Source organism: Porphyromonas sp. C0041D3 (genome assembly GCF_056590575.1).
Map to the genome: position 1 here is coordinate 189,168 of NZ_JBWPWJ010000005.1, position 12,929 is coordinate 202,096.

Genomic DNA, 12,929 nt, shown 5'->3' on the forward strand with positions numbered 1-12,929 from the left:
GGCTGCATTGTCATGGCGACAACGCAGCCCCTTTTTCGTGTATACCATCACTTGGAGCGGTGGAGCTCCTCATCGATCTTCTGGAAGGGAGAGTTATTGGAGACAAACTCCGGGATCAGCACCTTGAGCTCGCGAACCGCCTCCTCGGTCTGGAAGTTCCGAGCGGTGTCTATGATCTTAGCGACCTGAGCGCTGACGGCATCGTGGTCACTGGGTCGGATGTTGGCGATGCGGATCTTATCGACTGTGGTAGGCTCAGTATTCTCCGCCGTGGCCAGCACCTCCTCGTAGAGCTTCTCACCGGGGCGGAGTCCGGAGTAGACGATCTGGATGTCCCTGTCCGGCTCAAATCCTGAGAGGCGGATCATCCGGCGCGCAAGGTCATCGATCTTGTGTGCCTCGCCCATATCGAAGACGAAAATCTGTGGCCGCTCCGCCATCGTGCTCGCCTGCAGGACGAGGCTGCACGCCTCGGGGATGCTCATGAAGAAGCGGACAATATCCTTGTGCGTCACCGTCACAGGTCCTCCAGAGGCGATCTGCCGACGGAAGAGCCCGATCACGGAGCCGTTGCTGCCGAGGACGTTGCCGAAGCGGGTGGTGATGAAGATCGTCTTCCCCTCCACGTTACCTTCCTGGATCGCCTTACCGAGACTCTGGATATACATCTCACAGGCGCGCTTGCAGGCACCCATGACGTTGGTCGGATTGACCGCCTTGTCCGTGGAGATCATCACCATGCGCTCAGCTCCATACTTGACGCACATATCGGCGATGTTGCGCGTGCCGGAGAGATTGGCGAGGACGGACTCGCAGGGATGCTCCTCCATCAGTGGCACGTGCTTGTAGGCAGCGGCATGGAGGACGATGTCCGGGCGGTAGCGGTCAAAGACGATCTCCACCTTCTCCCTATTTCGGACATCCCCGATCATCGGCACGAGGTCGAGGTCGGGGTAGTCGTGCTCCAGCTCCAGGCGGATCTCGTGGAGGGGCGACTCTGCCATCTCGAGGAGGATCAGCCGGCGGACGCCATAGGAGGCGATCTGTCTGGCGATCTCGCTCCCGATACTGCCGGCAGCGCCGGTCACCATGACGACCTTGCCCTCGTAGAGCTGGCGGACTGCCCCATTATCCTGATGGATGGTGTCACGGAAGAGGAGGTCCTCGATCCGGATCTTACGGACACTCTCCAGCGCGATCGTGTCACTGCTCGCCTCGGAGACAGCAGGCAGGAGGTAGGTCTCCAGATGGATCGACTCGCAGTCCTGCACTACCTTCTCCCCTTCACCGAGGAAGTCCCTTCGGTCCGTGAAGAGGATTCCATCGAGACTCTTGGAGCGCTTGAGGAGGTAGAGGTCGTTTCGCCCGTCTACGTGATAGATCCGGTGACCATTGATCTCGTGACCGGCTACACCGGGGTCGTTGGTCACGAAGCCCATCATCCGGTAGGTCGTGCTCCCCTCGATGAGGGAGGAGACACCGGGTGAGTTGCTCTTCACCCCATAGACCATGACCCGCTTACGGCTGATCGGTCCATCGGTACTGACGAGGAGACGGCGGGCGAGGAAGACCATCACCCCACGGAGTGCAAGGGCGATAAGGTAGGTGAAGATCAAGTAGCTCCCGCAGTAGAAGAGGATCACCTTGGGCGAGAAGGTGAGGCGAAGGAGCGTGACGTTGATCACATAGAGGGTGAGGAGGGAGATGGATGCATTGATGAGCGTGGCGATCAGGAGATTGAAGCTCACCCTGAGCGTCGTAAAGCGGAAGATCTGCTTATGGACCCCTGTGAGGAAGTCGGCGACAGTGGCACCGACAGCCACAGCAGCCAAGCTGGCTGGGACTAAGGTCCGCAGTGCAACCTCGGGTATGCCGACAAAGTAGCGTGTGGCGAGAGCGGCAAGAACGGCGCAGAAGAGTGCCGTGATGATGTCGATCGCAAGCACGATCCATCGATTGAGATAAGATCGCGATAGGGACGAGAAAAGACTTTGCTTGCTTGTCATAATAATTTTCACTCCGAAGTTCTGAGGTCACGCTCCCTGCCCCATCGATGTTACGATGGCACCCCACGAGTGCAGTTTCACTTTAACAACTCTACAAAGATAAGTAAAAAAAGGTCACTCGAAACACTCACTACAATACTGAGCCATCGGATCGTCTCCCTACGAGGGTCGATCAAGTCTGGGAGCCGTCAGCGGAAGATCGTTGCAGCTTTTATCCCTATATAATATGGGATCTCCTGATAATCGCAGAGCATCTGCCGGGAAATGGCGGTCAGTGGCACCACTGCAAGGGACGTCCCTCACAGACCCGGGTCGAGGGAGGCGGTGAGGACCATCGAGACCTCTCGGAAGGCATAGAGCGATCGACACCCCGAGGGCAACTCTCGGATCAGGAGCCGACCATCGGGTCTCACCCCCTCGATCATCCCATAGAAGGTCTCGCCGGAGGGTCGAGCAAAGCAGGCTGCCTCTCCCCGTCCGAAGAGACAAGTGTGGTATGCCTGCCGAAGCCAGTCTACCGGTCTACTCCGCCACCCCTCGAGCGCCTCAAGGATCTCGTAGACCAGTCGGTCGTGCCAGCCGACACCGGTGAGGGGTGTCACGCCGAGCCGACGCTGCTCTGCCGCTATCGAGGTGGGTGGCGTCGGATAGCCCTCACCGAAGTGCTCCTGTAGGACATTGACCCCGATGCCGACGACGCTCGCGTCGAGGCGAGAGGAGGAGAAGGTGTTCTCGATCAGGATGCCGCAGATCTTTCGCCCGCCGACGAGGAGGTCGTTGGGCCACTTCACCTTCACTTCCGCCCCGGGGGGAAGCTCGCACAGGAGCGCCTGTCTCACGGCGAGGGCGGTGAGGATATTGAGGTCAAAGAGTGACCCTCCCTCCTCCATCAGGTCACCCGGGTGGAGGAGCAGGGTCATCGTGAGGTTTTGCCCCGCCGTCGCCTCCCAGCGATGACCGGGCTGACCGCGCCCTGCAGTCTGGTCGGTGGCGGTGACGACCGTGTACTCCTCCAGGTCCGGCTCCTCAGCGAGCCGACGCCGGAGGTAGCTATTGGTGGAGTCGACCTGAGCCAGGTGGATCTGCCTCACGCCTCACGTTTCTCACCCCTCCGCCGGTGATGGTGGTAGAGGAGACCGCTGACGATGATCACAAGTAGCAGCACGCCGTAGGAGGCGTAGGCGGTCGTCTCGGTGACCTGAAGCGTCTTGGGGTCAAAGGTGAGGACCACCTCATGCTCCCCTGCCGGGATGACGAGACCACGGAGCAGGTAGTCGACCCGAAGGATCTCCGCCTCCTCGCCATCGATGCGCGCCTCCCAGCCGTGCGGGTAGTAGATCTCCGAGAGCACCGCCAGACCGGCATGTGTATTGGAGGTCTTGTAGACGAGCCGGTCGGGAGCGTAGTCGGTGAGCGTCACCGTGGATAGGCTGTCCCGGAGAGTGCCTGTGGGCAACCCTTCGGCACGCGACTTGCCCACCACCGCCACTCGGTCGAGCGGCAGCTGCCCAAGCGCATCGTACTCCTCCCGTGGACCGGAGACCGTATGGATGTCGGAGACAAACCATCCGTCGCCGTATGCTTCAGGGTCGACCACGAGCCGCTGACCGGTGACGCTGTCGGGCACGATGTAGTACTTCGTATTGAGCGCCCGGAGGACATTCCGATCCAGCTTGGAGAGATAGCCGGTGATCAGGTCCTGGTACCGACCCAGCTTGGCCGCATTATAACCCCCTATGGAGCGGTGGTAGTAGGAGGTGGTGGCGTCATTAAAGGTATCGACCGACAGGTTCATCACCCTCGCCTCGGAGGGATCGCTGAGGATCTGATCGTCCACCGGCGTCTTCTCCTGCACCCTCGCCGTAATGTCGGTCCGCGGGTGGTACATGGAGTCATTGAGGTACCTCTTGTCCACCGTCCATAGGTCGACGAGACAGAGCAGTGTCACCAGTGCCAGCGTCGGCATCGGCTTCACCTTTTTCTTATATAGAAGGAGCAGGATGCCCATCCCCACGAGGAGGTAGATCAGCGACCGCAGCGCATCGGCCCTGAAGATCGCCGTCCGGACGCTCTTGAGGTCCTCGACCGCATCGATCAGCTGTGGCATCTGTGCGAGGTAGGGAGCGAGTGCCTGTTGCTCCATCTGCGACGTGAAGGAGCCGCCGATGGAGGGGAAGAGGTACGCCAGTAGCGCAACGCCGACCGTCAGCACGCTCGCCGTGATCGTCGCTCCCCTGTCAGTCTTCAGCCTATCCGGCTGCCGCAGGATCAGTGCCAGCCCCCAGACGGCAAAGAGCGGTATTGTCAGCTCCGGGACGACTAAGATCGACGAGGGGGTGCGGAACTTATTGTAGAGCGGCACGTGGTCGATGAAGAAATTTGTCAGCCCGGGGAAGTTGTGCCCCCACGAGAGCAGGAGGCAGAGGAGGGAGACCGCCAGCAGCGCCCACTTCATCGGGCCCTTGCCCGCCACCATGCCGAAGAGCGCAAGCCACAGGACGAAGGCACCCACGTAGACCGGTCCCGCCGTGAAGGGCTGATCGCCCCAGTAGCGGTTTTGCTGTGCCACGAAGGCTCTACTCTCCACCCGCGCCTTACTCAGCGCCGGCTCGTCGTAGCAGATAGCTCCACTCGCGCCCCCCTTGGCATCCGGGATCAGCAGCGTCAGCGTCTCATCTACGCCGTAGCTCCAGGCGGTGATGTAGTCCCGAGAGAGCCCCTTGGAGGAGGCTTCACCCGTGCCCTCCGTTGCGATGGCGCTCCCTCCGCGCATCGTCTCCTGCTGTAGCTCCCAGGTATGGTAGAGACCCGAGCCGTTGAGCCCCAGCCCGACGACGCCCCCAAGCGTCACCGCCAGCAGCGCCTTGCCGAAGTGCTTCCACTCCCCCTGACGACCGGCCTCCACCGCCCACGCGATGATCATACCCGCCATGAGGAAGGCGAAGTAGTAGCTCATCTGGTAGTGATTGCAGAGGATCTGCAGCCCCGTGAAGAGCGCCATGACGATGAAGCCCAGGCGGTAGTATCGTCGGTGAAAGGCGTAGACCAGCCCCGCGATCGTCGGTGGGATGAAGGCGAGGGTGGTGAGCTTCCAGATGTGCCCCGCCTGTATCAGGATGAGGAAGTAGGAGGAGAAGGTCCAGAGGATCGCCCCAAAGACCGAGAGCCCCCGCCTCAGCCCCCAGCTCCGCATGAAGAGGTACCCCCCGAGGAGCATCATCAGGAGGAGGCAGGTGTCGCCCGGCATCAGGTCGATCGGCCACTCGAGCCGGAGGAGACTCCGCAGCGTGACAAGGGGTGCCTGAGAGTCGTAGTCGGGACGGATCTGATAGGTGGGCATCCCCCCGAAGAGGCTCCCCGTCCAGCGGGACCACTCCCCCGTCTCCTTATGGTAGTCGACCACATCCCGTCCCGTACCCTGCGAGGCGGCTCCGTCCACCTGGTAGAGCACCCGGTCCTCAAAGGCAGCGGGATAGAAGTAGGCATAAGAAAGTCCCACAAAGAGCACCAGCGACAGGAGGACGTAAAACCACTCCTGCCTGTACCACTTCTTCCTCGTCCCGCCTGTCTCAGTCATTGTCTCCGTCATAGTCCTCTTGGCTTATTGTTTCTTCCGACAAAGATAGACAGAAGTTCAGACCTACATAGTCGACCTCAGCTAAGGGATAGGGGTGACGCATTTGAGCGGTACTGCAAAGAAGTGATAATCCCTGCCGGGATGCATCGCCTAGCGATCCCGCAGGGGCGGAGCCCCGGAGGGATCGTCGGGTTTTAGCCCGGGTGTCGAGGCACGAAGTGCCGATGACCCCGGGAAAGAGGACCTCCGGATAGATATACGACCCCGCCAGGGTGTCGCACTTATCAGGGAGTCAGGCAACCAGTGCGACACCCTTGCGGGGTCGCAGTGTCGTTTGTGATGCCTGATCCACGGGTCTTCGGGGCTACGCCCCTTGACCGGTGGCTATGGAGCGGGCACCCGCAAGGGGTGCTTCGTCCCCCACCCTTCACAATGAGTTGAATGACTTATGTAAAGCTCAAATGCGCCGCTCCTGCCCCCCGGACTTACCCCACACAGGGGAGTACGCATGAGAGGTCAGTGGGCCTCGAGCCAATTCTCGCCCACGCCGACATCGGCGACGAGCGGGACAGAGAGCGAGGGGAGCACCTGCTCCATCTCCTCCTTGACCATCGCCACGAGCCGCTCGCGCTCATCGCCCGGCACGGTGAAGCAGAGCTCGTCGTGCACCTGCAGGATCATCTGCGAGCGGAAGCCCTCCTCCCGCAGGCGTCGCGCCACCCGGACCATCGCCACCTTGATGATGTCGGCGGCGGTGCCCTGGATAGGGGCGTTGATCGCCATACGCTCGGCGTTGGCGACGAGGTTGCGATTACGAGAGTTGATATTCTGTATGTACCGCCGGCGTCCGAAGAGGGTATCGACGTAGCCGTCCTTATGCGCCTGCTCGATGGTCTTATCGATGTAGCGCTTCACGCCGGGGAAGGAGCTGAAGTAGCCGTCGATCAGCTCCTTCGCCTCGCCTCGCGGGATGCCCAGCCTCGCCGAGAGACCAAAGGCGGAGATACCGTAGATGATGCCGAAGTTGGCAGTCTTCGCCTTCCGCCGCATCTCTCCCGTCACCTCCTCCCGGGGGATGCCGAAGATCTTGGCTGCCGTGGCGGCGTGGATGTCCGCCCCGTGGCGAAACGCCTCTATCAGGGAGGTGTCTCCGCTCAGGTGCGCCATCAGTCGCAGCTCCACCTGAGAGTAGTCGGCGCTGACGAAGAGGTCCCCGGCGGCGGGATCGTTTGCCGTGAAGGCCTTGCGTATCTCCCGCCCCTGCTCGTCCCGCACCGGGATATTCTGTAGGTTGGGGTCGCTCGAGGAGAGCCTGCCGGTCGCTGTCTTCGCCTGATGATAGGTGGTGTGGATGCGCCCGGTCACCGGATTGACCATCATCGGCAGCGGGACGAGGTAGGTATTGACCAGCTTGGAGAGCCCTCGGTAGTCAAGGATCAGCCGTACGGCAGGGTGGCGGTCGGCTACCATCTCCAGGTCCTCCTCCCGGGTGGAGTACTGCCCCGTGCGGGTTTTCTTGGGCTTCTCGCTCAGCCCTAAGCGCCCGAAGAGGAAGTCGCCCACCTCCTTCGGGGAGTTGATATTCACCGGATCCCCCAGGGTGTACCTCTGGAAGTCCTCCTCTATCCGCTCCAGCTCCGTCGACAGGTCTACGATCGCACTCTGGAGCAGATCAACATCGACACGCACACCCGCCTGCTCCATCTCCAGCAGCACGTCCGCGAGGGGCATCTCGATGTCGTAGAAGAGCGACCTCAGGTGCTCCTCGCCCTCGATCCGCGGTCGGAGATGGTGGTAGAGCTGCAGCGTCAGGTCGGCATCCTCGGCAGCGTAGGGCAGCACCTCCCTCGGCTCCACCTGACGCATATTCCTCTGCTTGCTTCCCTTGCCGATCAGCTGCTCGATCGGGATCGGACGGTAGCGCAGGAGCGTCTCCGAGAGGTGGTCCAGCCCGTGGCGCGCCTCCGGGTCGAGGAGGTAGTGCGCCAGCATCGTGTCCCACAGCGGAGGGACGGCGTGGAGGTCGTAGCGGGAGAGGAACTTGAGGTCAAACTTTCCATTCTGCGCCACCTTCACCTTCTCCGGGTCGGCGAAAAAGGGTGACAAGGGTCTCAGCAGCGCCTTCGCCTCCTCCATATCCTCCGGCAGAGGGAGGTACCACGCCTCGTGCGGGCGAACGGCGACCGAGATCCCCACGAGGTGGTCCTGCATCCCATCCAGCCCGTCCGTCTCGGTGTCGAAGGCGAAGGCCTCAGCCCCCGAGAGAGCCTCGAGGAGCCCCTTCATCTCCTCCTTCCCCGTGATCAGGGTGTAGCTGTGCTCCACGGTGGAGAGGTCGCCGACCGAGTCCTCCACCGGGGGCTCTGCTGCCGCCTCCTCGGGGGTGAGGTCAAAGAGGGTTCGCCGAGGTGTGGGCGCCGGAGCCTCGTCGAGGAGCGCCTTCTTCTTGGAGCGGAAGTCCAGCTCATCATAGAGGTCCACCAGTCGCTGCAGATCCTGAGCGCCACGCGTCATCTCCTCGAGGGAGACCTCTATCGGCACGTCGGTGACGATGGTGACGAGGTGGCGGGACTCCTCCAGCTGCCCCCGGTGCTCGAGGAGATTCTCCTTCATCTTCCCCTTCAGCTCATCGATATGGTCGTAGATCCCCTCGACGGAGCCATAGGCACGCAGGAGATCAGCGGCACGCTTCTTCCCTATCCCCGGCACGCCCGGCACGTTATCCGACGCATCCCCCATCAGCGCCAGGAAGTCCCGCACCTGCGTCTCGTCGGTGAGGTCGTGCTTTGCCGCCACCTCACCCGGTCCCAGGTCGTCAAAGCCGCCCGCCGACCCCGGCGCAAGCATATGCACCCGCTCCGTCACCAGCTGTCCATAGTCCTTATCCGGCGTCACCATCAGGACCTCCAGCTCCGGGTGCGACTCCGAGAGGCGCGTCGCCAGCGTCCCGATCACGTCGTCCGCCTCGTACCCCTCCACCTCGTAGCTCTGCACGCCACGCGCCGTGATGATCTCGCGGATATAGGGGAGCGCAAAGGTGATCGCCTCGGGCTGCTTCGCCCGCTGTGCCTTATACTCCTCATACTCCTCGCTGCGGAAGGTCCCTCCCGGCGGATCAAAGACCACCGCGAGGTACTCCCCCTCCGCCGCCTCGAGGATCTTGTCAAAGGTGTTGACAAACCCCAGCACCGCCGAGGTGTCCTCGCCCCGGCGATTGAGCATCGGTCGATTGGCAAAGGGGAAGTAGCCCCGATAGATCATGGCAAAGGCGTCGATGAGGTAGAGTCGCTTGGAGGTCTTCTGAGTCATATGGCTATAGAGTAGATGATGATTAGGTAGGAAAGGTACGAAAAAAATAATCGTCCGAACCGGCCCACAGCCCTCCACCGACGGGGCAGGGTTTTAGGATTCAATTATTTACGTTACCTTTGCGCTGTGCTTGTCCACCGATTTCCCGGAGGGAAAGGGGTGGACGGGCATAGTAACGTATTGTTTAACCCTTTTAGAAACATGATAGCCTAGAGCTATTAATGCATGATTACAAAGTACGACGAGACAAAGCCCAACGCGGACTTTGACTGGGACAAGTACAACCGCGAGTCCGACATCTCTGCTGAGCAGCTGGAGGAGGAGAAGAAGAAGTACGCTGAGACCATCCCCAATATCACCGAGGACGAGATCATCTCCGGTAAGGTGATCTCTATGGACAAGCGTGAGGTCAAGGTAGACGTGGGTCTGCGCGCTCCCGCCGTCATCCCCACAAGCGAGTTCCGCTACAATAAGGATCTCAAGGTCGGTGACGAGGTAGAGGTGTACGTCCGCAAGACGGAATCCAAGGACGGTCGTCCTCTGCTCTCTCACGAGGACGCTATGCGCGACCGTGCTTGGAAGCGCATCGAGGAGGCCCTCGAGTCCAAGGAGACCATCACCGGATACATCGACAAAAGCATCAAGGGTGGTATGCTGGTCAATATCTTTGGTGTCAATGCCTTCCTCCCCGGCTCACAGATCGACGTCCGTCCGATCCGCGACTTCGAGGAGTTTGTCGGCAAGACGATGGAGTTCCGCGTCATCAAGGTCAATCCCGACTATCACAATGTCGTCGTATCGCACAAGGCTCTCATCGAGGAGGAGCTCGAGTCACAGCGTGCCGAGATCATCTCTCACCTCGAGAAGGGTCAGGTACTCGAGGGTACGGTGAAGAACATCACCTCCTACGGTGCCTTCATCGACCTCGGTGGTGTCGATGGTCTGATACACATCACGGACCTCTCCTGGGGTCGTGTCAATAGCCCCGAGGAGGTGGTCGAGATCGGTCAGAAGATCAATGTCGTCGTCCTCGACTACGATGAGGAGCGCAAGCGTATCGCCCTCGGTCTGAAGCAGCTCACCCCCCACCCCTGGGACGCTCTTGAGGAGAGCCTCCAGGTGGGTGACAAGGTGACCGGCAAGGTCGTTGTCCTCACCGACTACGGTGCCTTCGTAGAGGTAAAGCCCGGGGTAGAGGGTCTCGTCCACGTCAGCGAGATGAGCTGGACGAAGCACGTACACCACCCCTCCGACCTGCTTAAGGTAGGCGAGGAGATCGAGTGCGTCATCCTCTCCATCGACCGCGAGGAGCGCAAGATGAGCCTCGGCATCCGCCAGCTCACCCCCGATCCCTGGGAGAGCATCGAGGAGCGCTACCCCATCGGCAGCAAGCACACCGCTGAGGTGCGCAATTTCACCCACTTCGGTATCTTCGTAACCTTCGAGGACGGGATCGATGGTCTGATCCACATCAGCGACCTCTCCTGGACCAAGAAGATCAAGCACCCGAGCGACTTCACCTCCATCGGCTCCAAGATCGATGTCGTGGTCCTGGATGTGGATAAGGAGAGCCGTCGTCTCTCACTCGGCCACAAGCAGTGCACCCCCGATCCCTGGGGCAGCATCGAGGGCGTCTACTCCATCGGCTCTATCCACAAGGGCAAGGTAGGCGAGATCAGCGCACGCGGTGCGGTGATCGAGTTCCCCGAGGAGATCGAGGGCTTCGCACCCCTGAAGCAGCTCACCAAGGAGGACGGCTCTGAGGCCCAGACGGGCGAGGAGCTCAACTTCAAGGTGCTCGAGTTCAATCGCAACGCCAAGCGCATCATCGTCAGCCACACCCGCACCTACGAGGATGCCGCCAAGGGACTCAACGTCGAGGCTACCCCCTCAGACGTGAAGGTCAATAAGAGCGCCACCACCTCTGCCCCCGCAGAGAAGTCTACCCTCGGAGACCTCGACGCCCTCGCCGAGCTCCGCGAGAAGATGGAGGACGCTGAGACCACCGGCGAGCAGGAGTAATCCCTCCCGGTCACAGCCCCAAGCCCTTGACCTAAGGGCATACCAAACCTGTACGAGGACCGTATCCCACACCGGGATGCGGCCCTCTTTTTTTTGCCTACGCCCGGGCGGGTCGGACGAGTCGGACGCCCAGCCCCAGCCCTTCTCGGTCCTCCCTCCAGCTCTCGCTCTCCAGCCCCCCTCCAGCTCTCGCTTTCCAGCCCTCCTCGGTGCTCCTCCAGCTCTCGCTCTCCAGCCCTCCTCGGTGCTCCCCCCAGCTCACGCTCTCCAGCCCTCCTCGGTGCTTCCCCCAGCTCACGCTCTCCAGCCCTCCAGCATCCGTAGGATGCCCGCTCCATAGGCATCGGTCGAGGCACGAAGTGCCGACGACCGATGTATAGGCAGACGCAATGTGCCACCACCCCGCCAGGGGTCGCCGGGAAGTGGGGCTCAGCTCGGCGACACCCTGGCGGGGTCGTGGTGCTAGGGTGGGGCGCTATACATCGGTCACCGCTTCGCGGATGACCGATGCCTATGGAGCGAGCACCCCGGAGGGGTGCACCACCGATCTGCGCTGCCTGGCCCTTTCCGGCTCGGTAGGTATGGTGGCACTCGATCTGCGCTGTCCGACTTGTCCGACTCGTCCGACTCGTCCGATAAGACAGCGCGATATGTCCGATAAGACAGCGCGACTCGTCCGACCCGTCCGATACCCCGGTCTAGAGGGGGGCCATTTCTTTTACCGGTATTAGTGATTACTAATACCGATATTAGAGATCACTAATATCGGTATTAGATTTGACCGATAGCGACTCTGCGAGCCCCAAGGGGTCGAGGATGTATGTTCCGGCTGATCCACGGGTCATCGGGGCTACGCCCCTCGACCTGTGGCTACGAAGCGGGCACCCACAAGGGGTGCAACCCCGCACCTCCGGGATCGGTTGAGGTGGATGGATTTTCCAAAAGCGAGCAGGTGTCCTCTGCGCTGTCCGACCCGTCCGACTTATCCGACTCGTCCGATAGGGATGTGCTGTCCCTCTTTCCCCTTATTTATTATTTTTATTATCTACCTCACCGATCGCCTTTATTCCTCAATAGCTGCGTGTTTTTCGCTTTTTGTCGCTTTTTTGTCGCAGATCTCACTTCTGATGCGCCTTTATCCGGCTTGGTGTTATTCTTTTGGTCGGCATTTTGTATTAAATACCAACAAGGATATTATTCCGAATTGTCAGAAATATTAATTTTAACATTTAGTAGAAACACACTCTACAAGCGGGATAGCCGTCTCTTGTCATATTTGATTTTCTTGTAAGGCTTGAAAATGTGTGTCAAGTTATAAATAAAGCTTTACCTTTGTCACATGTAAGAGTTCCACTTGATATGGGATCGATTTGTATACAAGGTTGAGTACTTCTCACAGAGGTGAGGCAGAGTGCCACTTTAGTAGCAGATAAGGTATCTCATATCAAGTAATCATAGTCCGTATAGACTCGGCTCGCATGCAATGGCATGCATATTATTATGAAGCAAATGAGAAGAATCGTCTTGACGCTGGCGCTGCTGCTCACAGCTGCACTAGGCGCGCAGGCACAGAAAGTGGCCCTGAAGACCAACGCCCTCCACTGGGCGGTGATGGGCTCCCCCAATGCATCCCTCGAGTTTGCCATGGGCCCCAAGGTGACTCTTGACCTCTACGGAGGGGGCAACCTCTGGAAGTTTGAGAAGCCCCTCGAGGTGCGTCACTGGCTCGTACAGCCGGAGCTCCGCTATTGGTTTTGCGAGGTCTTCAATGGCACCTTCATCGGTCTCCACGGTCACTACGGTCAGTACAACGTCGGCGGCATCAACGTCCCGATCGGTCGGCTGAAGAATCTTAAGGACCACCGCTACGAGGGTTACTTCTATGGTGCCGGTCTCAGTCTCGGTCACCAGTGGATCCTCTCCAAGCACCTCAATCTTGAGGCCTCCCTCGGTGGCGGCTGGGCACGCACTCCTTACAAGAAGTACGACTGTCTGGTCTGCAGCCCGCTCCTCAA

General features: G+C 60.3%; 7 protein-coding genes. 2 read left to right on the forward strand and 5 right to left on the reverse strand.

Translation table 11 applies throughout. The features are described 5' to 3' along the window. Nucleotides 1-47 precede the first annotated feature (47 nt). The 4 genes from AC1EKE_RS05340 to polA all read right to left on the reverse strand — a co-directional run bounded on the left by AC1EKE_RS05340 (nucleotide 48) and on the right by polA (nucleotide 8,892). Nucleotides 48-2,006, reverse strand: a complete 1,959-nt coding sequence (locus AC1EKE_RS05340) for a UDP-N-acetylglucosamine 4,6-dehydratase family protein (protein WP_480308568.1) — start codon at nucleotides 2,004-2,006, stop codon at nucleotides 48-50. A 299-nt stretch (nucleotides 2,007-2,305) separates the two neighbouring features. After that, entirely contained in the window at nucleotides 2,306-3,097 is a 792-nt protein-coding gene (locus AC1EKE_RS05345) for a biotin--[acetyl-CoA-carboxylase] ligase (RefSeq protein WP_480308569.1), read from the reverse strand. Continuing rightward, nucleotides 3,094-5,595, reverse strand: coding sequence for a hypothetical protein (locus tag AC1EKE_RS05350; protein WP_480308570.1), 2,502 nt, complete (start codon nucleotides 5,593-5,595; stop codon nucleotides 3,094-3,096). The genes AC1EKE_RS05345 and AC1EKE_RS05350 overlap by 4 nt, the downstream gene beginning before the upstream one ends. A 504-nt stretch (nucleotides 5,596-6,099) precedes the next feature. Continuing rightward, complete coding sequence (gene polA / locus AC1EKE_RS05355) at nucleotides 6,100-8,892, reverse strand: DNA polymerase I (RefSeq protein WP_480308571.1); 2,793 nt, start codon at nucleotides 8,890-8,892, stop codon at nucleotides 6,100-6,102. A 225-nt stretch (nucleotides 8,893-9,117) separates the two neighbouring features. Between polA and rpsA the strand changes: the two genes are divergently transcribed. Continuing rightward, nucleotides 9,118-10,914, forward strand: a complete 1,797-nt coding sequence (gene rpsA / locus AC1EKE_RS05360; protein WP_297128950.1) for a 30S ribosomal protein S1 — start codon at nucleotides 9,118-9,120, stop codon at nucleotides 10,912-10,914. A gap of 97 nt (nucleotides 10,915-11,011) precedes the next feature. Here rpsA and AC1EKE_RS05365 read toward each other — a convergent pair whose 3' ends face one another. Continuing rightward, nucleotides 11,012-11,212, reverse strand: a complete 201-nt coding sequence (locus AC1EKE_RS05365; protein WP_296164967.1) for a hypothetical protein — start codon at nucleotides 11,210-11,212, stop codon at nucleotides 11,012-11,014. A 1,211-nt stretch (nucleotides 11,213-12,423) separates the two neighbouring features. On the opposite strand from AC1EKE_RS05365, the gene AC1EKE_RS05370 reads away from it, so the two are divergent. Further along, a partial coding sequence (locus AC1EKE_RS05370; protein ID WP_480308572.1) for a DUF3575 domain-containing protein occupies nucleotides 12,424-12,929 on the forward strand: 506 nt, incomplete at its 3' end.